Source organism: Kitasatospora sp. NPDC030952 (assembly GCF_055571335.1).
The window spans coordinates 205,676-232,214 of sequence record NZ_JBVIFM010000004.1 but is presented as its reverse complement, the minus strand read 5'-3'; the positions used below and the strand labels follow the sequence as shown (position 1 = coordinate 232,214).

Annotated in this window: 19 protein-coding genes; 6 read left to right on the top strand and 13 right to left on the bottom strand. The window is 73.1% G+C overall.

Features of this window, described 5'->3' with window-relative positions:
• Window positions 1-90: 90 nt before the first annotated feature.
• Complete coding sequence (locus tag ACZ47G_RS10775) at window positions 91-1,872, top strand: gamma-glutamyltransferase family protein (protein WP_465741085.1); 1,782 nt, start codon at window positions 91-93, stop codon at window positions 1,870-1,872.
• A gap of 64 nt (window positions 1,873-1,936) precedes the next feature.
• Here ACZ47G_RS10775 and ACZ47G_RS10770 read toward each other — a convergent pair whose 3' ends face one another.
• The 3 genes from ACZ47G_RS10770 to ACZ47G_RS10760 all read right to left on the bottom strand — a co-directional run bounded on the left by ACZ47G_RS10770 (window position 1,937) and on the right by ACZ47G_RS10760 (window position 5,285).
• On the bottom strand, window positions 1,937-3,007 hold the full coding sequence (locus tag ACZ47G_RS10770) for an LLM class flavin-dependent oxidoreductase (protein ID WP_465741083.1): 1,071 nt from the start codon (window positions 3,005-3,007) through the stop codon (window positions 1,937-1,939).
• Window positions 3,008-3,246: 239 nt separating this feature from the next.
• A complete protein-coding gene (locus ACZ47G_RS10765) occupies window positions 3,247-3,636 on the bottom strand; it encodes an SCO5389 family protein (protein WP_465741081.1) in 390 nt (129 codons plus the stop codon).
• A 104-nt stretch (window positions 3,637-3,740) separates the two neighbouring features.
• Complete coding sequence (locus tag ACZ47G_RS10760; RefSeq protein ID WP_465741079.1) at window positions 3,741-5,285, bottom strand: MFS transporter; 1,545 nt, start codon at window positions 5,283-5,285, stop codon at window positions 3,741-3,743.
• 273 nt (window positions 5,286-5,558) lie between these two features.
• Here ACZ47G_RS10760 and ACZ47G_RS10755 point away from each other — a divergent pair, with 273 nt between their 5' ends.
• Both ACZ47G_RS10755 and ACZ47G_RS10750 read left to right on the top strand, forming a co-directional pair.
• On the top strand, window positions 5,559-6,632 hold the full coding sequence (locus tag ACZ47G_RS10755; RefSeq protein WP_465741078.1) for a HEAT repeat domain-containing protein: 1,074 nt from the start codon (window positions 5,559-5,561) through the stop codon (window positions 6,630-6,632).
• Window positions 6,633-6,701: 69 nt separating this feature from the next.
• Window positions 6,702-7,235, top strand: a complete 534-nt coding sequence (locus ACZ47G_RS10750) for a GNAT family N-acetyltransferase (protein WP_465741077.1) — start codon at window positions 6,702-6,704, stop codon at window positions 7,233-7,235.
• 108 nt (window positions 7,236-7,343) lie between these two features.
• Here the strand turns inward: ACZ47G_RS10750 and ACZ47G_RS10745 are convergent, their stop codons facing one another.
• From ACZ47G_RS10745 to ACZ47G_RS10715, 7 genes are all read right to left on the bottom strand, one after another.
• The gene (locus tag ACZ47G_RS10745; protein ID WP_465741076.1) at window positions 7,344-8,846 is read right to left on the bottom strand and encodes a hypothetical protein; all 1,503 of its coding nucleotides are present in this window, start codon (window positions 8,844-8,846) and stop codon (window positions 7,344-7,346) included.
• Between the two features lie 16 nt (window positions 8,847-8,862).
• Entirely contained in the window at window positions 8,863-9,777 is a 915-nt protein-coding gene (locus ACZ47G_RS10740; protein WP_465741075.1) for an ATP-grasp domain-containing protein, read from the bottom strand.
• Entirely contained in the window at window positions 9,774-10,505 is a 732-nt protein-coding gene (locus tag ACZ47G_RS10735) for a hypothetical protein (protein WP_465741074.1), read from the bottom strand. Before ACZ47G_RS10735 ends, ACZ47G_RS10740 begins: the two co-directional genes overlap by 4 nt.
• Before the next feature lie 7 nt (window positions 10,506-10,512).
• A complete protein-coding gene (locus ACZ47G_RS10730) occupies window positions 10,513-11,487 on the bottom strand; it encodes a hypothetical protein (RefSeq protein ID WP_465741073.1) in 975 nt (324 codons plus the stop codon).
• Between the two features lie 55 nt (window positions 11,488-11,542).
• Window positions 11,543-15,346, bottom strand: coding sequence for a hypothetical protein (locus tag ACZ47G_RS10725; RefSeq protein ID WP_465741072.1), 3,804 nt, complete (start codon window positions 15,344-15,346; stop codon window positions 11,543-11,545).
• A 3-nt stretch (window positions 15,347-15,349) separates the two neighbouring features.
• A complete protein-coding gene (locus ACZ47G_RS10720) occupies window positions 15,350-19,042 on the bottom strand; it encodes a PLL family lectin (RefSeq protein ID WP_465741071.1) in 3,693 nt (1,230 codons plus the stop codon).
• A 628-nt stretch (window positions 19,043-19,670) separates the two neighbouring features.
• Window positions 19,671-20,324 (bottom strand): LodA/GoxA family CTQ-dependent oxidase, encoded by a 654-nt coding sequence (locus ACZ47G_RS10715; protein ID WP_465741070.1) that lies wholly within the window; start codon window positions 20,322-20,324, stop codon window positions 19,671-19,673.
• Between the two features lie 379 nt (window positions 20,325-20,703).
• Between ACZ47G_RS10715 and ACZ47G_RS10710 the strand changes: the two genes are divergently transcribed.
• Window positions 20,704-21,399: a TetR/AcrR family transcriptional regulator gene (locus ACZ47G_RS10710; RefSeq protein ID WP_465741069.1), complete on the top strand. Its 696-nt coding sequence runs from the start codon at window positions 20,704-20,706 to the stop codon at window positions 21,397-21,399.
• A 250-nt stretch (window positions 21,400-21,649) separates the two neighbouring features.
• On the top strand, window positions 21,650-22,795 hold the full coding sequence (locus ACZ47G_RS10705) for an FAD-dependent oxidoreductase (protein ID WP_465741068.1): 1,146 nt from the start codon (window positions 21,650-21,652) through the stop codon (window positions 22,793-22,795).
• Between the two features lie 131 nt (window positions 22,796-22,926).
• Here ACZ47G_RS10705 and ACZ47G_RS10700 read toward each other — a convergent pair whose 3' ends face one another.
• From ACZ47G_RS10700 to ACZ47G_RS10690, 3 genes are read right to left on the bottom strand one after another with little or no spacing between them, the layout of a single operon-like run.
• The gene (locus ACZ47G_RS10700) at window positions 22,927-23,985 is read right to left on the bottom strand and encodes a hypothetical protein (protein WP_465741067.1); all 1,059 of its coding nucleotides are present in this window, start codon (window positions 23,983-23,985) and stop codon (window positions 22,927-22,929) included.
• A gap of 40 nt (window positions 23,986-24,025) precedes the next feature.
• Window positions 24,026-24,664, bottom strand: a complete 639-nt coding sequence (locus ACZ47G_RS10695; RefSeq protein WP_465741066.1) for a nucleotidyltransferase domain-containing protein — start codon at window positions 24,662-24,664, stop codon at window positions 24,026-24,028.
• 50 nt (window positions 24,665-24,714) lie between these two features.
• A complete protein-coding gene (locus ACZ47G_RS10690) occupies window positions 24,715-25,713 on the bottom strand; it encodes an alpha/beta hydrolase (protein ID WP_465741065.1) in 999 nt (332 codons plus the stop codon).
• Between the two features lie 166 nt (window positions 25,714-25,879).
• On the opposite strand from ACZ47G_RS10690, the gene ACZ47G_RS10685 reads away from it, so the two are divergent.
• Window positions 25,880-26,533 carry a TetR/AcrR family transcriptional regulator gene (locus ACZ47G_RS10685; protein WP_465741064.1) on the top strand — a complete coding sequence of 218 codons (654 nt, stop codon included), beginning with the start codon at window positions 25,880-25,882 and terminating at the stop codon, window positions 26,531-26,533.
• The last annotated feature ends 6 nt before the right edge of the window (window positions 26,534-26,539 follow it).

Here is a 26,539-nt window from a genome sequence, read left to right as displayed (position 1 = left end):
ACGGCCAGGATTCCTAGAGCTCGTCTTCAAACCCCCGCAGACGGGGGTTTGAAGACGGGCCCTGGCCGCACAGGCACGGAGGGGGTAGCGATGTTCACGACCCGGCCGACGTTGCAGGGGACCTTCGGGATGGTGTCGTCGACGCACTGGCTGGCCTCGGCGGCCGGGATGGCGGTGCTGGAGGACGGCGGGAACGCCTTCGACGCCGCGGTGGCGGCCGGCTTCACCCTGCAGGTGGTGGAGCCGCACCTGAACGGCCCCGCGGGGGAGGTGCCGATCATCCTGGCGCCGGCGGACGGGCCGGTGCGGGTGCTCTGCGGGCAGGGGCCGGCACCGGCGGGGGCGGGCATCGGGCACTACCGCGCGCTCGGCCTCTCGCTCGTCCCCGGGACGGGACCGCTGGCGGCCGCCGTGCCCGGGGCCTTCGACGCCTGGCTCCTGCTGCTGCGCGACCACGGCACCCGGCGGCTCGCCGAGGTGCTGCGCTTCGCGATCGGCTACGCCGAGTACGGGCACCCGGCGGTCGAGCGGATCGGGACGACCGTCGAGACGGTGCGGGAGCTGTTCGAGAAGGAGTGGACGACCTCGGCGGAGCTCTACCTTCCCGGCGGGCGGGCGCCGCAGCCCGGCGCGCTGCTGACCAATCCGGCGCTCGCCGCGACCTGGCGGCGGCTGATCCGTGAGGCGGAGGCCGCCGGGAGCGGACGAGAGGCCCAGATCGACGCCGCCCGGCGGATCTGGCGGGAGGGCTTCATCGCCGAGGCGCTCGCCGGCTTCGCCGCCCGGCCCGCGATGGACACCTCCGGCGAGCGCCACCCGGGCACCCTGACCGGGGACGACCTGGCGGAGTTCAGTGCGCACTACGAGGAGCCGGTGACGCACACCTGGAACGGCTGGACGGTCGCCAAACCGGGCCCGTGGAGCCAGGGTCCGGCGTTCCTCCAGCAACTCGCCCTGTTGCCGGCCGACTTGGCGGAGCTCGACGAAGCCGAGTACGTGCACACCCTGGTCGAGGGCACCAAGCTCGCGATGGCCGACCGCGAGGCCTGGTACGGCGACGCGGCCGAGGTGCCGATCGGGGCGCTGCTCTCGCCCGGGTACAACGACGCCCGGCGCGCCCTGATCGCCGATCGGGCGTCCCACGACCTCCGGCCGGGCAGCCCGGACGGGCGGGCGCCCCGCCTCGCGGAGTACGCCGGCGCCCAGGACCCGTCCGGGCGGGACGCCCCCGGGGCGGGCGAGCCGACCGTCGGCACGGACGGCACCACCCGCGGCGACACCTGCCACCTGGACGTGGTCGACCGCTGGGGCAACCTGGTCTCCGCCACCCCGAGCGGCGGCTGGCTCCAGTCCAACCCGGTCGTCCCGGGCCTCGGCTTCCCGCTCGGCACCCGGCTCCAGATGGCCTCGCTCACCCCCGGACTGCCGAACTCCCTCACCCCGGGCCGCCGTCCGCGCACCACCCTCTCGCCCTCGCTCGCCCTGCGCGAGGGCCGACCCGTGCTGGCCTTCGGCACCCCGGGCGGTGACCAGCAGGACCAGTGGAGCCTGCACTTCCTGCTCGCCGCCGCGCTGCGCCCACCGGTGCGCGGCGGGCTCGACCTCCAGGGCGCGATCGACGCCCCGAACTGGCACACCGAGGGCTTCCCCAGCTCCTTCCACCCGCGCCGCAGCCGGCCCGGCAGCCTCTTCGTGGAGTCCCGGTTCGGCCCGGACACCGTCGAGCGGCTGCGCCGGCGCGGGCACCAGGTCACGGTCGGACCGCCGTGGTCGGAGGGGCGGCTGTGCGCCGTCGCCCGTGACCCCGAGACCGGGGTGCTCTCGGCGGGCGCCAATCCGCGCGGCATGCAGGGCTACGCTGTCGGCCGGTGAGCGGTGAGCGGTGAGCGGTGAGCGCTGGGCAGGCTGCGGCCGGGTGATCGGGTGCGGCGGCCGTTCAGCCCTGCCCGGGCGCCGAGGGCGACCAGCCGAGGGCGGGCCCGAGCCGGGTGGCGAGGTCGGTGAGGATCTGCACGTAGTCCTGGTGGTCGAAGCTGAAGGGCAGCGCGAAGGCGACTTCGTCGACCTCCTGGTAGCCGGCGTGGGCGTGCAGTCGTTCGGCGAGTTCCGCGGAGCTGCCGACCAGGTCGGGGGCGAACAGCAGCCGGGCCGGTCCCTGCGGGGCGAGGGTGCGCGGGGTGCGGGCGAGGGCGTACGCCTGGTACTTGGCGCGCTGCTCCGGGGTGGCGCCGTCGGTGGGGATGACCACCAGGCCTTGGGAGACCCGGGCGCGCTCGCCGTCGGGGTGGTGGGCGCGGAAGGCGCGGATCTGCGAGGCCTGGATGCCGGCGAAGTCCGGTGCGGCGGTGTCGGGTTCAGCGGCGGCGGGTTCAGTGTCGTCGGGTTCGGGCTTGACCACGCTGCTGGTCAGCAGGTTGAGCCCGTGCTCGCCCGCCCAGCGGGCCGAGCGCAGGCTGGCGGCCCCGTACCAGAGCCGGTCGGCCAGGCCGGGGGAGTGCGGCTGGACGCGGCGCGAGTACACCTCGATGCCCTCGGTGCCCGCGAAGTCGGAGGCGTCCTCGCCGCGCACCAGGGCGAGGAAGCGTTCGGCGCGGGCGGGGCTGAAGTCCTCCTGCTCGCCGGTGTCGGGGTAGAGGGCGCCGCGCACGTGCTCGTAGTGGACGGGCGGGCCGACGCTGAAGCCGGGGTTGAGCCGGCCGCCGGAGAGCACGTCGACGGTGGCGAGGTCCTCGGCGAGCCGCAGCGGGTTCTCCCAGCCGAGCGGGGTGACGGCGGTGCCGAGCTGGATGCGGCGGGTGCGCTGGGTGGCGGCGGCGAGGACGGCGACGGGGGAGGAGATCCCGTACTGGAGGTGGCGGTGGCGCAGCCAGGCGCTGTCGAAGCCGAGCTGCTCACCGAGGGTGATCAGTTCGAGGGTGGATTCATGGCCCCGGTGCGGGTCGGCCTCGTCGAAGAGCCCGATGGTGAGGAAGCCGAGTTTCCGCAGCGGGCGTGGGGAGGTCGGCATGGTGGCGGCTCCGCGTGGGCTCTTGCGGCCCCGGTGGGGGCCGGACGGGTGGTGCCCGTCGACCGTACGCAGGCCGTCCGCGGCGCCACAAGATCGGCGCACGATCCGGACAACGGTTCGCAACCCGGCGCAACACGGCGCAACGGGCGGAGCCGCGGCGCCGGTTCGCACCCCGCTCCGGCGGCCCCCGTCCCAGGAGGGCGGGCGCCCGCCGGAGCCGGGGGCGGGACCGAGGGGGATCAGCAGCTGCGCAGCTCCGGGCTCTGGTTGCGGATCTGGTTGTGCAGCGAGGTGAACTCCCGGTACGCCTCGCTGGACTCCGCGCCGGGGCGGAAGGCGCCGACCCGGTGGCAGTTGACGAAGGCCAGCTTCACGCCGAAGTGCTCCTCCAGGCTGCCGCGGATGGCGTTGCTGGCCAGCGCGCGCAGCAGCTGGGCGCGCTGCTCGTCGCTGGGCGTGGTGTTGTCGGTGGTGAACTCGTCCTCGGTGGCAGCGAGTTCGGTGCTGAGACCGGCGACGACCTGGTAGGCGTAGGGGAGCGAGGCGCGGACGGTGTCGAGGAAGTCGGCCTGCTCCACGTGGCCGGCGCGGGCCTGGTCGAGCAGGGCGGGGGAGACGTCGAGCGACATGGGGGTCCTCTTTCGCGGGCGCGCGCTGGGCGCGGACGGGGAATGGTTAACGAAGATGAAAACCATGTGCGTAAAAGGACTGTCCTGGACGCCCCGACACCCTGTCAAGTACCGCCCCCCGAAGGGCTGACGCTCGCCGCCTCGGGCACCCGCCGCACCTTGATGACGAACACCGCGATCAGCACCGCCAGCGACGCGAACACCAGCCCCAGCTGGAAGGCCGTCGCGATGCCGTGCACCAGCACCTCCGAGGAGTACGGCGCCGGCAGCTTCCCGCTCGCCTTGAACTGGAGGGCCTGCCCCGGCGTCGCCTGCCGCAGGAACGCCCCGACCTGCTGCTTGGCCTCGTTGCGGCTGGCGGTGCCGTACACCGTGACCAGGATCGACAGGCCGAGCGAACCGCCCACCTGCTGCGTGGTGTTGAGCATGCCGGTGGCCGCGCCGGTCTCGTGCGGCGCCACGTGCGAGACGGCGGTGAGCATCACCGGCACGAAGATCGAGCCCATCCCGAAGCCGAACAGCAGCGTCGGCCCGAGGATGCCGCCCGCGTAGGTGCTGTGGATGTCGATCCTGGTCGCCCAGAACACCCCGGCGAGCACCAGCGCCGAGCCGGTCACCAGGAACGGCTTGGGTCCCCACCGCAGCTGGTTGCGGGCCGCGAACTGGGCGGCCGCCACGATCGCCACGCTGATCGGCAGGAACGCGAAACCGGCCCGCAGCGGGCTGTAGTTGAGGATCTCCTGCACGAACAGGGTGATGAAGAAGAAGATGCTGAACATCGTCGCGGCCACGCACAGCATCAGCCCGTACGCGCCGGAGCGGTTGCGGTCGCGGAACAGGTGCAGCGGGGTGATCGGCTGCGCCACCCGCCGCTCGTTCAGCAGGAAGGCCGCCAGCAGCAGTACGGCCAGGCCGAAGGCGGTCAGCGTGACGGCGTCCGTCCAGCCGTGGTCGGAGGCCCGGATGAACCCGTACACCAGCGAGACCATGCCCGCGGTGGCGGTGAACGCGCCGGGCAGGTCGAAGCGCCCGGGGTGCCGTTCGGACTCGTTGATGTAGAGCGGCGCCAGCAGTGCGATCGCGATGCCGATCGGCACATTGACGAACAGCACCCAGCGCCAGGAGAGCCAGGAGGTCAGCATGCCGCCGAGCAGCAGACCCACCGCACCGCCCGCACCGGCCACGGCGGAGTAGACGCCGAAGGCCCGGTTGCGTTCCGGGCCCTCCTTGAAGTTGGTGGCGATCAGCGCCAGCGCCGTCGGCGAGGCGATCGCCCCGCCCACGCCCTGCAACGCCCGGGCCGCCAGCAGCCAGGGGGCGTTCTGGGCGACCCCGCCGAGCAGCGAGGCCAGGCTGAACACCAGCACGCCGACGATGAACACCCGCCGGCGCCCGAGGATGTCACCGGCCCGCCCACCGAGCAGCAGCAGCCCGCCGAAGGTCAGCGTGTAGGCGTTGATCACCCAGGACAGGTCGGTGGTGGAGAAGCTCAGGGCCCGCTGGATGTGCGGCAGGGCGATGTTCACGATCGTGATGTCCAGAACGACCATGAGCTGGGTGGCCGCGATGACGGTGAGGGCTATCCCTGGGTGCTGGCCGCGTCGCGCGGACGCGGGCGGTGCGAGCGGCAGGGTGCGCGGGGTTGCCATGGCAGGGTCCCCCAATGGCGTGGGGTCGAACGACGGTGGGTGAACGGAGTCCGTTCGCTACCACCGACCGTAGCCCCGGGGAGATAGGGAACACAACCGTTCATTACCGACAACCGTCTGTTTTCGGACGATGGCGGGCGGTGGCGCCGGTGCAGGCGCCTGGTCGAACCCTGCGGCCGTTGGCCCCGCACGGGCGGTGCGGTCGGAGTGCCGGTGCGGGTCTGACGGAGAAACCCACTACCCGGCACCGGGCCCTTCGGGCAGGATGCGCACATGGACAACGCGGTGGGGCTGGCGGGGCGCTTGGTGACCGCGGCGCGAGTGGCGCAGGCATCGGAGGCGGACGACGACAGCCACACCTACTGGAATCTGGTCAGGGAGGCGGTGAAGGGGGAGGGCGAGGAGACCGCATTGCGCGGCGGACTGGGGCTGCTGGGGTCGGCCGATCCCCTGGAGCGGACGGTGGGCTGCGATCTGATGGGATACGCGGCCGACGGGGCGCATGAGTCTTTGCGTGGCGAGGCGGCAACCGCCCTGATGGCGCTGGCGGAAGCGGAGACGGAGACGTGCGTGCTGAGCTCCCTCGTCTGCGCCCTGGGCCGAGCGCAGGACCCGCGCGCCGTTCCCCTGCTGGCAAGGCTTTCCGGACACGAGGACACCGACCTGCGGCGGCATGTCGCCTCGACGTTCAGTTCCACCAACAGCGGACTGCCCGACGGACCCGACATCCGGGCGCTGATCCGGCTCACCCAGGACCAGGACCCCGAGGTCCGCGAGTGGGCGGCCTTCACGCTGGGATTCCAACTGGAGCAGGACACGGCCGCCATCAGGGACGCGCTGTGGAAGTGCACCACCGATGAGTGCGGCCAGGTCCGGGAGGAGGGCGCGCGAGGGCTGGCCGTACGGCACGACCTGCGGGCCGTCCCACTGATCGCGCAACTGCTGTACTCCGACGGCTGGTCCCACAGCTTCACCCTGCACGCAGCGGCAGTCCTGGGCGTCCCCGAACTCCTGCCGGCTCTGGCCGGCTGCGAGCCCGACCCACCCGCAACCGACCAGGCCATCGAGGCGTGCGACCCGGTACGACGAGCCCGGATCGAGGACGACGCCTGGACGGTCGTCGTGGAGTTGGAGCGGCTGCGCCCCGACATCGGCGCCGCACTCAGCTCACCGCGCTACCAGCCCGTGCACGGGATGACAGTGACCCACCGAGGGATGGTCGACGCGGCCTACGACGTGGCCCCGCTGCTCACCCGCGCCGGAGGGGACCCGGTACGGGCGGCCGAGCTGGTAGTGGCCGACCTCGCTGGCCCTTCGAGGACCGGGGCGGCGCCGGCCAACCCTTGACATCACTCCGTCAACACCGGTGGTGAGCCGATTGTCGATGAGGCCCTCACCTCCGGCAAGATGGGCGCCATGACCGAGATCCACACCCCCCGCCTCCTCCTCCGTCGCTGGCGTGACGACGACCTCGCGCCGATGGCGGACATCAACGCCGACCCGGAGGTCATGCGCTGGATCGACGACGGCTCGGTGCGCGACCTCGACGAGACGGCTGAGGCCATCGAGAGGTGGGAGGAGGAGTGGGACGACGAGGGCTTCGGCCTCTTCGCCGTCGAGATGCTGGCCTCGGGTGAGCTGGCCGGCTTCACGGGTCTGTTCGTGCCTGAGTTCCTGCCGGAGGTACTGCCGGACGTGGCGATCAGCTGGCGGCTCGGCCGACAGTTCTGGGGCCAGGGATACGCGTCCGAAGCCGCCCAGGCCACCCTGGAGTTCGCACTCCAGGATCGTGGCCTCGACCGCGTCATCAGCATCAACCGAGTGGGTGACGAGGCCTCTGAGAACGTCATTCGCAAGCTCGGCATGGTGCCGGAACGTGAGACGGAACACCCGGTGTACGGCTATCCGCTGCGCGTTCACGCCATCGATCTCACCGAGTACCAGGCGTGAGCCGACCGATCCACCGGATCACCACAAGATCGCGGACCGCCGTCCGTACGTCCCCGGCCGCATCGATCGCCACCGGGTGAGGTGCCTCGGCTGAGGCGTGCGTGTGCCTCAGAACCGGCTGCGGCGCAGGGCGTCGGTGAGCATGAGGGCCGGGACCACCTGGTGCACCTGGCCGGTGTTGGCGTAGGGGACGGTGCTGCCCAGCTTGAGGGCCAGGGAGTTCCACGCCGCGAGGGGGAGCGAGGTGAGGGAGTTGCGGTCGTCCGGGGTGGCGGCGTCGAAGGGGGCGGGGCCGGGGGCGGCGACGCCGAGCCGACCGAGCAGCGGGGCGAGTTGGGCGGGGTCGTTCTGGGTGTAGAGGCGGGCGACCTTGGTGTCGGAGCTGCCGCGGGCGGCCCAGGCGGCGACCTGGGTCAGTGGCGGGAGGGTTTCGGACACCAGGTCGGCGTGCGGATCGAACAGGTAGACCTCCTGGAGGGTGTCCAGGTACAGGGAGTGGGCCTGGTTGGTGGCGTTGCCGAGGAAGCAGGTCAGGGCTGCGTGGCCGCTGCTGAAGGAGGCCATGCCGAGTCGGCCGATCGGTCCGGACTGGAAGTTGCCCTTGCGCCGGAACATGAAGGCCTGGATCTCCGGCAGGTACTCCTGGAGGAAGGCGGCGTCGGCGAAGGACCCGATCTCGTCGCAGGGGCGGCCGGCGACCCGCATCAGGGGCAGGACCAGCACGACGTTCCGTCCGGAGGCCGTCAGCTGGAGTCCGAGGCCCTTGGCGAAGGGGTTGGTGAGGAAGGGGTCGTCGATGTACTGGAGGTACTTGAGCAGGCCGTGGAACTGGTAGTCCCAGCCGAAGGGGTAGGTGTTGCCCGTGACCGGGTCGTGGCGGTCGCGGGGGTCGTCGTAGAACTCCGGGGAGTTCTGGGCCATGCCGGCGTGGAAGTAGACCAGGAACGGGGCGGGCGGCGCGCCCGGGTCGCGGGAGACGCCGTCCGGCCAGTGGACGGCGACGAGCTGCGGCGCGGAGATCCCGGGGAGCTGCAGGACGACGGTCTCGGCGAAGGGCGACACGGTCTGGGTCTGGACCTGGATGTTGCCGCTGTCGATCGCCGGTGAGGCGATGACGGTGGCGTCGATGGCCGAGGGAACGCCGTAGACCAGCGGTGGCAGCGAGACGCCCGGGGCGCGGAAGCTCATGTCGCCGGGCGGCTGGGCGGGCGGACTGCCCGGGTAGTCGGAGCCGGTCTGGGCCAGGCTGACCCGCGCCTGCTCGGTGGCGTCGCGGAGCGGCGCGAAGAAGGCGGTCATGGCGATGGTCTGGCCGATGGCCGAGGAGGTGACGGTCGGGTCGGGCCAGTTGCTGTTCACCGGGGGGAAGGTGGCCTGGACGGTGCCGGTGGAGTCGATGTCGAGGTGGGCGGTGAGCGTGCCGTACTTGGCCTGGTCGACGGCGTCCGCCTCGATGTCGATCGCCGTGTCGGTGTCCGGGATGGTGAAGATCGACTGGTCCAGGACGACGCTGTCCGGTCCGACCGGGGCGCCGCCGTCGACGGCGATGGTGAAGTTGCACAGGGTGCTGGTCTGGTCTTGGATCTGGCCGGTGAGGACGAGCTGGGCCATCGGAGTCTCCTTCTCCTCAGCGCCCGGCGAGGGCCAGGGCGGCGGCACGGGCGATGGGTTGGCCGGTGTGGGCCTCGTAGTAGGTGAAGGCCGGGCAGGGGTTGACCTCGAAGCAGTAGACCTCGCCGTCGTCGGCCAGCATCAGGTCGATGCCGGCGAGTTCGAGCCCCAGTCGTGCTGCCAGGCGCAGGCAGCGTTCGGCGAGCTCGTCGGGGGGCTGCCAGGCGGAGAGTTCGGCGTGGCCGCCGTCGCTGTGGGCGTAGCGGTAGTCGACCCGGTCGGTCTCGACCCGGGTGGCGAACACCTGGTCGGCGACCGTGTGCACCCGGACGTTGGTGCCGGTGACGTACCGCTGGAACTGCACCGGGCAGTAGCGGATGAGCGGCAGCCGGTCGAGGGCCTGCCGGTCGAGGATCCGGACGATCGAACGGACCCCGCTGATCGATTTGTAGACCAACTCGCCGTGCTGCTTCCTGAACTCCTGGACGTCGTCCGGGTCGTTGGTCACCAGCGTCTCCGGGACGAGGAATCCGGACCGCTGGATCAGCTGGGCCTGGTGGGGCTTGGACATGTTGGAGGCCATCGCGCTCTCCCGGTTCATCACGCAACCCGGGGTGAGCTCCGACCAGGTGCTCACGGCCGTGTGCCAGGACTCGCAGCCGCGCACCGTGGACTCGCCCGCCCCGAGGACCTCGGGGAGTCTGCGCCAGTCCATCAGCCGGAGGTAGACGCCGGTGACGTCGCCGCAGTCGACGGATCCGCCGTCGTACGGGATCCGCCCCCGGACGGCGGTGCCGGTGGCCTCCAGCTCCAACGGCAGCTCCTGGAAGCGCCGTTGGTGGAGCATGGCGAACGGCAGGCCGAGAGCGTCGAGCTCGGCGGTGATCCGGGCGACCGGCGGCTCGCTGGCGATGCCGCAGAGGACGATCACGGCGCACCCGGCGAGAGCGCGGTGAGGTGTTTGAGCAGGCGGTCGAGGAAGGGATCGCAGCCCGGGCGGAGGTCGGGCAGCGGGCTCGCGCCCGCGAAGACCGCCGGTTCCCCGTTCTCGCGGTGGAGGTCGACGCCGAGCAGGTCGAGTTCGGCGAGCCGGGCGAGCCGGAGGTACGGCTCCTCGTCCTCGGCCGCGGGCGCGCCGAAGACGTGCTCGCCGAGTACCAGGACGTCGCCGCGCCCGGCCGGGGGCCTGCGCGGCTCGACGTCGGGGCTGCTGGAGATCCGGGCCGGCGGGACCGGCAGCCCGGCCCTGATCGCGAGCGTGGTCCACTCCGCGGTCGAGCGCCAGGCTCCGCACAGCCCGTACCCGCCGGGCGGGTTGACGGAGACCGGGGCGAGGCAGGTGAGCAGGCTGCGCAGGAGCGCGCTCAGCTCCTGGGCGGCGTACGTGGCGTCGGCGTGCGTGGTGAACGGCAGGTATCCGAAGGGCGCGGAGGCCACCCGGTTGAGCACGCCGTCGACGTCACGGCTGTCCAGGACGCGCCCGTCGGGCAGGGTGAGTTCGAAGCGCGCGCCGAGGCGGTCGACGCGGTGCGCCGTCCTGGTGGAGCCGAGCAGGGTCTGCGGGGAGAGCAGTTCCAGCGGCGCCAGCCCGCGTTCGCGCAGCCCTTGGTGGGCCCACACGGCGGCCCGGTCCGCCGGGTCGCAGAGCACCAGCCACATGGGGCGCCTACCCTTCGGTCCGTCCCGGCTCGGGGGGTTCGTCCCGGAGGGCGCTGTCCGTGAGGTCGGGGCGCTGCGCCGGGGGGATGAAGTGCTCGGGCGGGGGGACGGCTTCGGCGGCCCGGCCGGGGTGCTCGGGGGGGTCCTCCTTGAACGCGTCCTTGTCCTCCTTGTCGTCCTTGTGGTCCTTGTCGTCCTTCTCCTCCTTGCTCTCCTTGGTGACGTCCTTGTGCTCCTTGGTCTCCTTGGGCTTCTCCGTGCGGGCCAGCGGCAGGGTGACCTCCTTCTCCACCGGATCGTTGCAGTCCAGGACGAAGCTGGCGGTCACCGTGCTGGTGACGGGCGGTACGGACGCGGCGGTGATCCCGATCTGGAGGTGGTCGCAGGCGTTGGGCTGGAGGGGGGTCACGAAGCTCTTCAACACGTAGCCCGCGCCCATGGGCTGGTCGGCGCTGCCGTTGATGGTCAGCGGTCCGGTGCCGATGTTGGAGATCGGGATCGAGATCTCCGGAAGGGCGGCGCCCACGATCACGGTGCTCTGGAGCGGGGTGGTGTCCATGACGATCCGCGGCTGCTGGGCCTTCTCCGGGCTCGACGCGGTGGACCAGACGAAGCCGAGCTCCACCGGGTCGGTGTTGGTGAACCGCACGGCCCAGGGGCGGTCGTTCGGCTTGGTGATGTCGATCTGCACCGTGAAGACGTCGAAACCGGCTCTGGTCCAGGAAGCGGTCCCGACCGCCGTCGACGTCTTGTCGACGATCGAGGCGGTGGCGGGCGCCTCCGGGATGCTGGTGAGCGGCCCGCTGCCCGCCTGGATCTCGATCCGCGGTGGCCGTGCACCCAGGGGTGCGCAGTCCGGCCCGACGGCCACCACCAGCAGGGCCCAGACCTTCGCGACCTGGTCCACCACGAAGGGGAGCACCCCGGTGGAGGCGAGGTGCGCCAGCCGGATCTGGCCGGTGTCGGGAAAGATGTCTGCCATGATCCCTCTTCTTGTCGCGGAGGTGAGGTGGCTCGCGGAGGTGCGGTGGCGACCGTCACCACGTTCCGAGCGGTACGACGTCGAGGAAGACCGGTCGCCCCGTGGCGCTGCCCGCGGACACGGGTTGGATCTCGAACTCCCGGACCACCAGGCGCTGGGCCCGCTGCCCGGTGTCCGGGACACTGATCGCGGCGGTCTGCCCGAGCACGGCGGAGGCCGTCAGCACGGTGGACCAGCCGGTGACGCCGTCGGGGGCCGGCACCCCCGGGTCCTGGACCTGGAGTTCGGTCCGGACGGCGGTCCCGGCCCCGCCCGGCCCGAGGCCCTCCAGGACGACGCCCGCCCGTCCGGCGCTCCGGGTGACCGTCAGCCGTCGCTGTGGGGCGAGTTGGACGGGCTCGGTGAGCACCACCGGTGAGACGGCGGGGAGACCGGTGAGGGTGTACGGCTGGTAGCGGGCCAGGGCGAGCCGGACGAACGGGAAGTAGGAGGCGGCGACGACCGGGGCCAGGTCCAGGTCGGCGAACCAGCAGTCGCCCTCGGCGTCGAACTCGACCGGGTACAGGGCGGCGTCCAGCTGGCGCTGCAGCTCGGGGAGGGTGGCCCGGGCCCGCTGCACCGCGTTGACCTGGGCGGCGGTGAGGACGGCGGGCGGTGCGCCGGTGTTCCGGATCGGGTCGCGGCCGGCGACCGCGACGTACCGCAGGGCGTCGGGGGGCACCGGACCGGGCGGGAAGGTGAGCACCGCCAGGGCCTCGCCGTAGCCCGAGACGTACCAGGGCCGCCCGAGGAGGACCCGCAGGCCGCCGCCCTGGCGCAGCCGGGTGAGCGACTGCTGCCCGTCGGTGGTCCGGGTCCAGCCGAACGACGGGATGCAGCCCAGCAGTTGGGGAGCGGGCGGGCGTACGGTGCTCGGCACGTCGAGGTCGGCGAGCTGCCCGGCGACGGTGCAGGCGCCGGGGTCGGAGGCGAGGACGCGGGCGAAGCAGTCCTCGAAGCGGGACACGGCCGTTACGGCGTAGCTCACGTGGTGGTGGCGGGTGTCGCCGAACTCCTGGCGGATCACCGGGAGCGCCTCCAGCTGCGCCAGGTGCTGGACTTCGTAGGAGCCGACGTGCGCCGTCCGCCGGATGGTGGTCGGTGCGGCGGGCGGGTTGTCGTCCTGGTCGGTCCACTCGGCGTGCAGGTCGATCCGCCCGGTGCTCGGGATGTCGATCGCCAGGCTCTCCGGGCCGAGGACGGTGTCGCGGTCGCCGGGCGCCCGGTGGGCCGTCAGCTGCCCGTGCGGGTCGGTGAGGGGGCGTTGCACCGCGTGCACCAGGGTGACCGTGCGCGTCGGCGTGATCAGGCGGTTCCGGCCGGCGACGATGTCCTGGAACTCCTGCTTGTGCGGCACACCCGGGTCGACGCCCTGCCAGAATGCGATGCCGAACAGGCCGACGTCGTCGTAGCCGGGGCAGGACGGGATGTCGAAGGTCACCTGCTGGGTCGGGCCGAGCGCGACCGTCACGTGGCGCGGGTCCGCTCGGCTGACCTTGCAGCCGCCCGCGGCCGCCTCCAGCCGGATGGACGCGGTCTGCAGCTCGGGCCAGGTGCCCTGCCAGATGGCGAGCACGTCCTGGCCGGCCGGGTCGATCGCGCCGGGTCGCCCGTTGGCGGGGTCGATCGGGCGGGGCCGGGCCTTCAGGGCGGCACACACGCCGCTGCGGTCGGCCAGCCAGGGGAGTGCCGCGTCGGCCTCGGGCACGATGACGTACGAGGACGGCGCGGTCGGTCCGGCGGGGACGGTCTGCGAGTTCGGTATGTCGGTGAGCTCGCCGTCGGCCAAGGTGGCGACGTCGAACAGCCCGGACACCACGGTGTCGGGCACCGCCGGGCCCAGCGCGGCGTCGAAGGCGCCGTCGTACTGCATCGCCAGGGCGAGCGAGCACTTCGGCGGCAGCAGGTGCCGCAAGTCGTACGGCCGGTAGCCGTGCAGGGCCGCGTAGTCGGCGGCCGAGGTGCCGCGATCGCTGCGGATCACCATCCGGTCCTGGCCGTCGCCGTCGTCCCACTGTCGGGTGGGTACCAGCTCCGGGGGCGGCAGCGGCTCGAAGCGGTAGTAGGTGACCGGCTCCGACCGGGCCTCGGTGGTGGTGACCTCCTCGGCGTGCAGCCCGCCGCCGGCCAGGTCGGCGATCCGGATCCGGAACCGGTACGTGCGGCCGAACCGCAGGCGCGGCAGCGAACCGGGGTCGCACTCCACCGCCGTGTCGAGGGCCGACGCCACCGGCAGCGGCCCGGAGTCCCCGGTGGCGGTGACCCGCTCCGGCCGCTGGGCCACCTGGCTCCAGCCGTCCCAGCGCGCCACGATCTCGTGCAGGTACAGCGCGTCGGCGTCGCCGAAGCCGGTGACGGCCGGGCCGGGCCGCAGGTAGCCCTCGTCGAGCAGGCCGCCGGTCAGCAGCGGCACGCCGCCGACGGTGTAGTGCACTCGTCGTCGGCACAGCGAGTGCCAGGTCCCGTGCTTGACGTCGAGAACGTCCATCCGGTAGCCGCCGAGCAGGGAGTCCGCCAGCAGGGCGGCGGCGGTCAGGCCGGCCGGGGTGGCGCGCTGCTGCGCCCGCTGGAGCTGCTTGCGGTGCTCGTCCTCGCGCGCCCGGTCCACCAGGGCGAAGCCCGTCGAATGGAGGGCGGGCAGCGCGCCGACCGGGGCCGGGGAGGTCCCCTCGGACGTGCCCGGGGTCGCGTCCGACCGGGCGGTGCTGACCAGCCGCAGGGCGGCACCGTCCACGTCGAAGGACAACAGCTCGAACCGGGGGTTGGCGGAGGGCGCGAGGCCGGCGCCGGCCAGTGGCAGGAGGCCGCCGCTGAAAGCGGTGGAGGTTGGACCGTCGACGGAGGCGGGGACGAAGCGGGTGCCGCTGAGCGTGTAGGCGGTGGCGGGGGAGAGGTCGGTCTGGTGGGCTCCGGTCCAGCCCGTCGTCGGGTCCGGGTCGGGGGAGGGCCACAGCGGCGTCACCCTCAGCTCCGCCGGGTGGGACTGGTCCACCGGGGTGAGCCCGGCGACGGGGACGGCGAGATCCACCAGCAGCCCGAGCGCGCGCAGCACCACGGGGTGGTCGGCCAGGTACGCGACGCTCTGGTGGAACTCGGGCGCGGGAGGGGCCGCCGTCCGCTCGGCCGGCGGGGAGGTGGTCTGCGCTCCGCGCCGGTAGAAGGCGTACGCCCGGGCGAGGGCCGGGGTGGCGTCGGGCGGGGCGGCGTCGGGCGGAGCTCCGGCGGGCGCCAGCAGGCCGGGGCGCCACTGCTCGCCGATCGCCCGCAACGCGGCCCGCAGGGCCGGGTCGGTCTCCGGCGAGGCGCCGCGGTGCGCGGCGTGGGCCTGGGCGGTGGCGGTGTAGACGCCCTTGACGTCGGTGCCGGCCTGGCCGGCTGGGAAGGCGTTGGTGGCGCGTCCGGCGTAGCTGGTGGGCCGGTACGGCTCCACCCGCATGGTCGCGCTGAACAGTGCCTGCCAGACGGCGAGTTGGCGGTCCGGTGGGAACTGCACGGTGCTCCCGTCGAGGGTGGTGTACGGGACCCGCACGGACGGCAGCGGCTGCCCGGCGCGGCGGACGTCGAAGCCGACCCCGGCGAGTCGCTTCGGCCAGTCCTGCATCCCGAAGTCCGTGACGGTGAGCGGGGTGGCGTCCGGGCCCAGCAGGCGCGGGGTCAGCAGCACCGACAGCAGCGCCATCGGCGCGGACTGGCCGGGCACGGCCGCCACCCGGCCCGCGGGGAGCACCGTCCAGACGAACTGCCGTTGCAGGCCGGCCGGGCTCAGCAGGGCGTTCGGGTTCGTCGGGTCGTACGGGCTCTTCGGGCCGGCCGATGGCATGACTCACTCCCCTGCGAACGCCCGGCAGTAGGTCTGCCACGGGAAGGACTGCCCCTGCGGCCCGAGCGCGGCCCGGACCGACGGGTCCGCGGCGGTGGCGGCGCCGGGTAGGGCGCCGCGTAGTCCCGCGGAGGACGGGCAGTTGCCGAAGCACTTGTGGCACTCCAGCGTGAAGGACTTGGAGAAGAAGGTCAGGTCCACGGTGATCACGAGCCGCGCCGAGCCGCTCAGCGAGCCGGCGCCGGTGTCCCAGGTCAGGGCGAGGGTCAGCTCGATCGAGACGCTGATCAGACCCAGCAGGGAGACGCTGCCGCCGATCCGCAGGTATCCGGTGACCTCGGTGTGCTTCCCGTCCTTGACGAAGACGACGCCGCCGAAGACGTGCACCTCCGCGGAGACGATGACGAAGTCCATGACGACGGCGGCGCCGAACTCGATCCCGCCGGTGAATCGCTGCAGGCCGCTGTCGGTGCCGCCGGCGCTCACGCCCAGTTCCAGGTACCCGCCGCCGCCGAAGCCCGACACCGTGACCAGGAACGGCCGTTCCCGGGTGCCGAACGCGAAGTCCATGAGGATCGGCTGGTCGGTCAGCGACAGCGTGACGCCGGCCTGCACGGTGAGGTTCTGCACGCTGAACACCAGCAGGCCGATGCTGGGGACGGCGACGGTGTAGGAGGCCGTGATGCTGGTGGCCGAGGGGTCGATGTGCGGGCCGTTGTCCCCGAACCGCAGGTACTGCTGCAGGGTGGCGAGGAAGCCGAGGTCCCCGCCGAGCGTGACGTCCGTGAGGTGGACCGAAAGGTCGAGCCGCTTGCCGGGGTCGGCGGTGAACTTCACGGACGTGAAGGTGAGGTCGACGTACGCGGGGGCGCTCCGGTCGGGGACGATCAGGTGGAAGTCGCTGATCGTCCCGGTGGCGTGCGTCTCGGGCTTCCCGTCGACCAGTCGGGCCCGGACATCGAGGTCCAGCGCACAGTCGGGGCCGGGCTGGAAGGGCGGGTAGGGCTTGTGCAGGTCCTGGTGCCAGGTGAGTTCCGCCGACGGGTTGGGAATGCCCTGCCCGGCGAGGTCCGCCGACCGGTCGGTCGTCGCCTGCTGCCAGAGCAGCTTCGGGGGCTCGGTGACGGCCTGGATGAGCTCGCTCAGCGGGACCACGCCGAACAGGCTGGCGTCCGGTGCGAACAGCTTGGTGGGATCGGTCTGGAACGCGTCGCTGACGGCCGGCCCGAGCTTGCGCGACACCTGTGACACCAGCATGTTGGGCGCGGCCAGCCCGCCGACCCGGGCGCCGGCGGCCCCGAAGTCGAGCGGGTGCGGCGGTACCAGGTCGAGCAGGGCGTCGGGGATCGGGCTGCCCCAGGGGGTGTCGAGGAGCTTCCTGGTGAGCGTCGCCGGGAGCGCCGGGAGCGGGCCGAGCAGTTGGCGGACCGCCGGCAGGCCCACGGCCAGCTGGGTGACCTGCGGGTAGAAGCCGACGCCGCTGGGGGAGTGCCCGGCGCCGAGCCCGCCGAAGGTCATCGACTGCACCTCCTGCACCGTGTCCTCGATCGCCTGGGTCGCCGAGGCCATGGCGAGCGGGATGCGGGCCGCGATGTCGGACAGCGGGCGGCCGGGCCCGTCGAAGGCCCCGGCGAAGACCCCTGCGAAGGCTCCGGCGACCGGGCCGTGCCCGTAGATCCCGTCGAGCAGCGCGCCGTAGGCGGCGCCGGTGGCGGCGTCCTCGACGAACAGCAGCGGCAGGTGCAGTTCCACGTCCTGCCGGCCGGCCCTGGCCTGGAGGGTGAACACCACCGGGACCCGGGCCCGGGCGGGCCAGAAGCACCTCGGCGGGGTCGACGAGGAGTCCACGGGGAGCCAGTGGGCGTCGTCCAGGTCCTCGGTCTGCCCGGGGTCGATGGCGATCCGCTGGAACGGGAACGCGCGTTCGTGCGGGCCGCCCTCGCCGATGCCGTAGTCGTCGCGGACGGGTTCGGTGACGATCAGGAACGCCTTGCGGTGCAGGGCGGCCACCGCCGGGTCCGTGCCGTCGAACCGGCGGTCGGAGACCTCGATGTAGGCGGCCCGGTGGCCGAACGGGAACAGGGCGCCGGGGACGGAGACCTTGACGTGGAAGTCCCGGCCGAGCGCGGCGTCGTGGGCCCACTCCAGGTGCGGCCAGTGGGTGGCGGCGGAGAACCGGGCGCCGAAGGCGCTGAGGACCAGCCGGTCCACGGTGAGCGGGATGCCCGGATTCCGGGCGGCGGCCGTGACGATCTGCTCGTACCATTTGTCCAGCGGGGTGCCGTGGTCGGTGCCGTCGGCCAGGGACCGGAGGGGGTGCGCCGTCAGGTGCCCGTCGGGGCCGGCGATCCGGCTGTGCCACAGTTCGGTGCCGCCGGCCGTGCCGGTGGAGGGCAGGGTGCGGTGGGTGCACCGGGCGTCCGGTTGCAGCGTGAGCAGCAGGTTCCAGGGGATTTCGAGTCGGGCCAGCAGGTCGGCGGTGGTGGCGGTCCCGATGAGCAGTGGCAGGCGGTTCATCGCGTCGAGCAGGCCGGCCACGGTGAGGGTGACCGGGTCCGGGCCGACGGCGAAGCACAGGGTCGACGGTCCGGCGAGGAAGCCCTGGGGCGGCTGCCCGGACTCCACCACGGTCTCGGCCAGGTGCTGCGGGGGGACGTCCACCAGCAGGTGGCCGCCGCCGGGGTCGGCGACCAGTTGCACCGTGCCGTCGGGCCGGGTCTGCTGGTGCAGGCCCTGGCTCCGGACGGTCAGGGTGACCAGGTCCTCCGGACGCAGCACGGGGTAGCTGTCCGTGGACGCCTCCGGCAGGTCGAGGAGCTGCCAGTCCTGCCAGCCGTGGTCGTGGCGGCGGTGCATCAGCGCGGCACCGGCCCAGACGGCGAAGAGGTCGGTGCGGCCGCCGCCGGAGGCGAGGGCGGCCAGCCGGGGGCCGGTCGGGCCGGGGGCGGTGAGGTCGCCGCCGAGCTGCTCCCAGCCGAGCCAGGGGGCCAGCGCGGAGTGGTGGAGGCCGTGGTCGCCGCCGAGGAAGACGTCACGATCCGTCGCGGCGAGGCAGGTGAGGGAGTGTTCGTCGCCGTCGGGGAGCGGGCCGAGTGCCTCCCAGACGGGTGGCTGCCGCGTCCCGGGCGTGTCGCTCTCCAGCTGGGCGCGGAGCAGGCGGTGCCTGCGGGGGTCGGCGAGGAGGAGGTCGACCCGTCCGGGTGCGGTGGCCGTGGCGGTGAGATGCCCGGGCGGCCGCTCGCCCGTATGGAGCACAATTGGCCCCTTGGTTGGGTGGGCGTGCAGGAACTCCCAACCGTCGGCGCCGGTGTCCAGCACGAGGTGGACCTCGCCGGTCCGGCTCGTCACGACCGTGAAGCCGGCCGCCGTGAAGCCGGTCGCCGCCCTGCCCCGGGTGAGGGTGCCCAGCGAACTCCAGCGCGGCCGCTCCTCGGCGCCCGGGCGCAGGCGCCACAGCTCGCCGGCGGCGCTGAGGGCGAAGAGCTCGATCGGGCGGCCCTCGACCGCCGTCGCGCTCAGCCAGTTGAACCCGGGGGCGCCGCGCGTGGGCCAGGGGCGGTCCAGCGGGTGCCATGCGTGCCAGCGGCCGTCGAAGGTCCGCTGCCGTACGGAGCCGTCGTCCGCGCCGACGAAGAGGTGGAGTCTGCCGTGCCCTGGCGAACAGGCGGCCAGGGCCCGTGCCGGATGGGTGTGCATCGGGCGCCCCCAGCGGGTGGACGCGGTGGAGGGGTACGGTGTGCCGCTCGGCGGGCCAGGATTCCGGCCCGCCAACTCGCGGTGGTTCCAGGCTATTCCCGGTTCGGGCACGTCTCAATTCCTGGCCCCGGCCCGCTCCCCGGACGGCAATGGCGTCACTGTGCGTAGGTGCCGTCGGGCCTCGCTGTCGGTCACCCGCCGTCACCGCCGCCCCGCGCCCACGGGCCGTTGATCACCCGGCGTGGGGGCGCGAGAGCATGTGTGATGGAGCGTCAATTCATCTGTCCCGCACCGCGTGACGACGCCCCTGCTCGACGTCGCCTCAGCCCGGCTCCGTCGGGGCTCTTGGAGCCTTCCCGGTGTGCCGGCCTGGTCAGCGGGCATGCTCGGGGCCGATCGAAGACCGTGCAGTTGCCGGGGCGTCAGTTGTCGCTCCGTCCCCGCTCTGGCTCGCAAGTCCCCTCTGACCGCGCGGATCGCGCCGATCGCGCGGGCGAGCAACCCGGCGGCACGACGGCGATGTGGGTCAGAGGCCGGCTGGACGGACTGTGGCGGTCGGGGCGTCGCGTACCGTCCCGAAGCGGTTCGGTGTCGCCGGCCACGTCCCGCACGGTGGTGAAGCCGCGCATCAGCAGTTCGCGGCCGCGGCCAGGGCCCGGACCGCCGTCCGTGACCGCCCCCGTGCGGCGTCCCACCCGGCAGTCGCGACGCCGAAACCCCCGACCTCCTCGCCGACGGGAGCTCGCCCCGGGCCGCGCGGCCGACTTGGAGGACGAACGCGGACGCCACCGCGGCTGCGGCCACGGCGACGCTGACGGTCCGGCGGCGGATGGTGCTCGTTCTCGCCATGTACGGAGCTGGAGCTCCCTTCGACTCGCTTGTGATCCGGGTCGATGACCAGCCGGATCCGGTCGGCCTCGCCGAACTTGCTGTTGCGGCGCAGGGACGCCTTGCCCTTCATGTCGGGGATGTCGAGGGCGAGGTCGAAGTTGTACCAGGCGGCCTTGTGGTTGGCCACGTGCACGGCCCACTCGACCTCCACCCCGGCCTCGGAGGGCTTCAACTCGCGCACCACCCCGCCGGAGCTGTCGTAGCCGTAGATCCGGAACCGGGCGGCCTGGCGTTTGATCGCGCCGGTGTCGTCCTTGTGGAAGCCGACCGGGGCCGGTTCGGGCGCGGGCGTCTCGGGGCCGTAGAACCAGCCGTCCGCACGGGTGCTGTTGCCGACGCGGGCCACCCCGATCGCGGGGTGGATCTTCGCATAGGCGATCTCGTCGGTCATCGGGTTCGCTCGTCCTTTCCTGGAACGGGTGGAGAAGCCGTGCGGCTGAGAACAATTGACGATGCGTCAGATTGGGGTGCGCGCAGCATGGCGAGCTCGGGCTTCGGTTCGGGCTCGGGCTCCGGCGCGATGGCGTGGCACGGCGCGCGGCGGCGTGTGGGCAGCACGATCGGGCGCGGAGTGCCGCCGACGATGACAGATCGCATACGACCTTTTCGGGTGGCTCGCAGGTCCGACTCAAGGTGTAGCCCGAATGGGCGGGAGTCGACTGTCCGCCCCGGCCCGGTGTCCCGGTGCGTCCGGCCGGCTGCCACCGGTCGGCCGGCGCTGTGGAGGCCGGCCCCGAAGCCGTTCCGAACATGTTCGTTACGATCGGGCCATGGATGTGAGACGAGGACCGGTCAGCCGCCGCGAGCGCCCCGCGAAGCCCGCGCTGACCCGGCAGGGCATCGTGGAGACGGCCGTGCGGATCATGCGCGCGGAGGGGCTGGAGAAGGTGACCATGCGTCGCCTCGCCCAGGAGCTGGACACCGGACCGGCCTCGCTGTACGTCTACGTGGCCAACACCGCGGAGCTGCACGCGGCCGTCCTGGACGCGTTGCTGGGCGAGGTGGACCTGGCCGCTGGGGAGGTGGGGGAGGGCTGGCGCGAGCAGCTCTTCGCGGTGCTCGCCTCGTACACCCGGGTCCTGTTCGAGCACCCGCAGCTCGCCCGCTCGGCGCTGGTCGCCCGCCCCAGTGGCGAGAACTACCTGCGCCTGGTGGAGCGGATCCTCGGCCTGCTGGCCCGCAGCGGTGCCGCCCGGGAGCAGGTGGCCTGGGGAGTCGACATTCTGCTGCAGCATGCCACGGCCACCGCGGCGGAGCACGGCACCCAGCAGCGCGATGCCGCCTCGCGCGAGGACTGGGCCGCCTTGACGCAGGCCGTACGGTCCGCGGGCGAGGCCACCCATCCGATGATCAACGCCCATATGCCGGCCCTGCTCGCCGGCGCCGCTGAGGAGCGGCTGGCCTGGGGCTTCGACGTCCTGGTCAACGGCATCATCCGGACGCCCCTTCCCGGCACGGCCGGCTGACCGCCCTCTCGAAACGGCCCCGGGCGCCCCGCCCCGGGGCCGTTTCGCATGTGCCGACACCGTGCCGCCGCCGGTTCGCGCTTGTTCGTGCCTGTTCGTGCCTGTTCGCGCTTCGTGGCGAACTTGTTCGTGACGAACATGTTCGTTACGGTGGAGCGGTCGGGCACGACGCCCGGCGGCGACGGCCGGGCGTGGGCATCACCGCCCGCCGGGCCGGCGCCCGGTACCACGGGCTCCCGGAGGCATCCGCATGAACACGCACGTCCCCATCGCGATCATCGGCGGCGGCCTGGGCGGTCTCACCGCCGCCCGGGTGCTGCACGTCAATGGCATCCAGGCCGCCGTCTTCGACCAGGAGGCGGGCGCCGAGGTCCGCTCGCAGGGCGGCATGCTCGACATCCACGAGGAGGACGGCCAGCAGGCACTGCTCGCCGCCGGCCTCCACGACGACTTCCTCGGGATCGTCCACCCGGGCGGCCAGGCCCTGCGCCTCCTCGGCCCGGACGGCACCGTCCACCTGGCCGAGGAGGACGACGGGACGGGCGGCCGGCCCGAGGTGGACCGGGGCGACCTCCGGGACCTCCTGCTGAACTCCCTGCCCGAGGGCACCCTCCACTGGGGGAGGAAGGTCACCGGTGCCCGCCCGCTGGCGGCCGGACGCCACGAGGTGACGTTCGCCGACGGCACCGCCATCACCACCGACCTGCTGATCGGGGCGGACGGCGCCTGGTCCCGGATCAGGCCACTGCTCTCGGACGCCAGGCCCGCCTACACCGGCATCTCCTTCATCGAGGCCGACCTCTTCGACGCCGACACCCGCCACCCGCGCAGCGCCGCCCTGATCGGCGGCGGGTTCTTCATCTGCCTCGGTGACCGGAACGGCATCCTCGCCCACCGGGAGACCGACGGAAGCCTGCACGTCTACACCGCGCTCAAGATCGACGAGGACTGGCTGGACACCCTCGACTTCAGCGCCGCCGGCGCGGAGGCCGCCAAGGCCGCCGTCCTGGCCCACTTCGACGGGTGGAGCGAGGACCTGCGCCGTCTGGTCGCCGACGCCGACACGCTCACCCCTCGCCGCATCCACGCCCTGCCGATCGGCCACCGCTGGGACCGCGTCCCCGGCGTGACCCTGCTCGGCGACGCGGCGCACCTGATGTCCCCGTTCGCCGGCGAGGGCGCCAACCTGGCCATGTTCGACGGCGCCGAACTCGGACGGGCCGTCGCCGCCCACCCCGGCGACGTCGAGGCGGCCCTGACCGCCTACGAGCAGGCCCTCTTCCCGCGCAGCGAGGCGAGCGCCGCCGAGTCCGCCGCCAGTCTGGACAGCATGTTCGGCGGGGCGGGCCTGGAGAGGATGACCGCCCTCCTCACCGCCGGCCCGACCGACGCCTGACGGCCCGCCGTACTCTCCGGGTCAACGGCTACTCGTGCTGCGCCGTTTGGCACTGAACCCGGATCCGGCCGGGGTGTTCGGTGACCGCGGTTCCGGCCACCGAACGCCTATGGCCACCGGTTCGGGTGGGCTCAGCGGCGCCAGCGGTGGAAGGCATCCCACTCCTGGGTGATCCAGGTGCCGTCACCGACCGGCACCACGGTGTCGACCTCGGCCATCGGGTACTCGATCCGGCCGTGCAGGGCACCGGTGGCCGGGTCGGCGAGCCAGTGGCTGTGCTCCCGCCAGTCCTGCTCGCCGAACACGTACACCGCGGCCTCGTCGTACGGGTTGTGGAGCGTCACCATCGCGGTGTCGTCGTCCACGAACCCGCTCCAGGAGGAGATGTACGGGGCGTTGTGCACCGAGCAGTCGCCGGTGCCGGGGGCCGGGAAGTCGCCCAGGGCGAGCGTGGCGGTGACCTGGTGGCCGGGCAGGCGGTGCCAGCTGACGTCCCGTCCCCTGCGGTCGACGGTCATGCAGCGGGTGTTCCCGGAGTCCGCGCCCAGGTAGTCGCGCTCGCCGAGGCGCAGCGCGTCCTGGTCCTGCGGCACCGGCCCGCCCAGCACGATGGCGCCGGACTCCCACCGGGCCGCGTAGCGGGTGTCCGCCTGCCGCCCCCCGGACACCGTCACACCGGTGACCTCGCCGTGCTCGTCCCAGCGCAGGGCGACGAACCGTTCGTAGCCGCCGCACGGGAGCACGCTGCGCGCCAGCACCGTCCCCCGGGCGTCCAGGGTGAGGATCAGGGTGCGGTCGGGCAGGCCGGACGGGAGCCGCAGCCAGATCCGCAGCTCCCGGTCGGTGCCGCCCGCCGAGAACGCGAGGTAGCCCCAGCGGCCCACCTCCCAAGTGCCGTACGGCTGTTCCCACAGCTTGCGGCCGTCCGGAGCGACGGCGACGTACCCCGTCGCGGTGCCGAAGACGGCGAACGACAGATCGGGCGCCGTCCACGCCCTCAGCCACCCGACGGGCGCCGGCGCGGGGAACTCGGCCACCTGCTCCGCCCGTTCCCGCAGCTCGTGGACGCGCAGCGACCCGGCCGTGCGGACCTCCAGCCGGGGGACCGGCCCGGTGGGGTCGATGAAGGCCTGGGCACCGGCCGGGTCCGGGATCGGGTACGTGGCCACCAGCCGCGGTGTGATCGTCATGCCGGAATCCTCTCGCAGCGTACGGCCGGCCGGACGGGGCCTACTCCGCCAACGCCGTCAGCCAGGGATGCCCGGCGTGGATGCGCTCCAGCCAGCCGGCGAGGGCGTCGCGCCGGGTCCGGCTCAGCAGCGGCAGCACACCGTCGAAGTCCGCCTGGTCCTTGGGCCGTACCGCCTTCGCCTTGAACAGCAGCACCAACTCGGGTGCCAGGTAGGGGATCCCGTCCGCCGTCCGCTCGATGATCGTGTCGTACGACAGCCGCAGGCTTGCGTCCCGCCGGCAGATCCAGGTCCCGCCCTCGTGCGGTTCACGGAAGACGTCGAGCAGGAACCGGTCGCTCGCTGGGTCCCGCAGCCAGGTCTGGTGCGTGGCGGCCAGCGCCTCCGCCCCCGCTGCGGGCCAGACCCGCCCCGAACCGGCCGCGTCGAACACGTACTCCGGGAAGCGCTCCCGGATTTCCGGGAACCCGGCCGAGGGGACGGCGATCTCCAGATCGCCGTGCGGCCGCGACCGGCTCCCCCGGAACAGGTCCAGCGCCCAGCCCGCCGCGACGCACCAGGTCGTGCGGACCCCGTCCAGCCGCTCCGCGGCCCGGTCCGGCCGCCAGGCCTCCGCCCAACGGGCCGCCAGTTCGCCCGCATCGAGCTCGACGCCGCCGGGCGGCAGGGGTTCGGTCACCGTGACAACCTACTACCGCCGGTGCCACGGCGATCGTTGAGCGAGGACCGTCACCCCGCCAGGGCTGCGCGGAGGAACCGGAGGATCTCCGACTGGGCGGCCTCGGCCTGCGGTTCGACGCCGGGCAGGGTGAGGAACGCGTGCTTGGCGCCCGGGTATTCGGAGAGCCGCACGGGCGTCCCGGCCGCGCGCAGCCGCTCGGCGTAGCGGCGGCCGTGGTCGGCGACCGGGTCATGGGTGGGCACCACCACCAGCGCCGGGGCGAGGGCGCCCAGGTCGTCCGCGTACAGCGGCGAGAGGGCGCCGGCGTCGGTTCCCGGCGGGACGGCGAGCCGCTGGAAGAGCCGCAGCTGCGGCAGGGCCAAGGTCGAGGTGTGTCCGTGCTCGGCCATGGACGGGTGGTCGAACATCGTCGCGGTGACGTCGGTCACCGGGTTGACCAGGACCTGCGCCTTGAGTTCCAGGCCGGCCGCCCTGGCCCGAAGGGCCGTCAGGGCGCTGATCAGTGCGCCGCAGCTCTCGCCGAACACGGCCGTGCGGGCCGGGTCGACACCCCACCGCTCGGCGTTCCGCACCACGTGGTCGAGTACGTCCCAGCCGTCGTCGGCGGCGTTCGGGAGCGGATCGGCGGGGGCGAGGAGGCGGTGCTCGACCGAGACCACGAGTGCGGGCAGCCGGGCGGCGAGGTGGCTGCTGGTCCAGTCGCACTGCGCCGCCGTGCCCACGAAGCCGCCGCCGTGGACGTGGATGACGAGCGGCAGGGCGGTCCGGGCGCCGGCCTCGCCGGCCTCGCCGTCCTCTCCGTCCTCGCCGTCCTCGCTGTTCTCGACCGGGGCCGGTCGGTACACCCGGACCGGGAGGTCGCGGCCGGGCAGCGCCAGCCGCTGCCACTCGATGGCGGCGCCCGGGTGCGGCTCTCCGAGGACGGCCCGCGCCGGGGCGGAGGCCCGGAAGCGGTTCTCCGCCTCGCGGTAGGCGATCAGTTCCTCGGTCGTGATCGTCTCGAAGTCCGGCTCCGGCGGTCGTGCCGCGGTCGTGTTCTCACTCATGTGCCCTGCTCCCCCTCCCGGCGTGCTGCCGGGTGTCGTCACGGTCGGACAAACGCGATGCCCTCATTATGCACGCACCGCGTGCAACGCCAAGTGCATACGTTAGGCTCAGCTCGGACGAGAGACGGGCAAGAGAACAAGCCGAGAGGCGAGAGGGAGGGACGAGATGACCGGCCGCAGGCGATGGTCGACCGAGGAGATCCTGGACACCGCGGCCACGCTGCTGCGCACGGGCGACGCCGAATCGTTCAGCGTGCGCAAGCTCGCCGCGGCTCTGGGGACCGACTCCTCCAGTCTCTACCGGCACTTCCGCAACAAGACCGAACTGCTGCGCGCGGTCGCCGACCGGGTCCTGCTGGCCACCATGGACGGCCACCGCCCCGAGGGCGACTGGAAGCAGCGCGTCACCGCCCTGGCCCTGCGCGTGCGGGAGGCCTTCGGTGAGCAGCCCCAACTCGCCGCGATCTGGGGGCGCTACGGCTCCGGCGGTACCGGATCCCGGCTGGTCATGGAGGAGTTGCTCCAGGCCCTGCGCGCCTCCGGCCTGCCCGACCGGGAGATCCCGGAGCGCTACCACCGCCTGGTGATCCTGCTCGCCGCGCTGATCTCCTCCGAGGCCGGCATCAGCACCATCACCCCGGAGGAGTACCAACAGGGCATGGAGCAGTTCCGCGTCGCCGTGCTCGGCGCCGATCCCGAACACTTCCCGGCCCTGGCCCACTTCGCCCGCGACATCCGACCCCTCGGCGCGGACCGCCGCACCGCCTTCGAGGAGATCCTCGCCGCCCAACTCGCCCACATCGAGGCCCGGATCCCCTGAGGTACC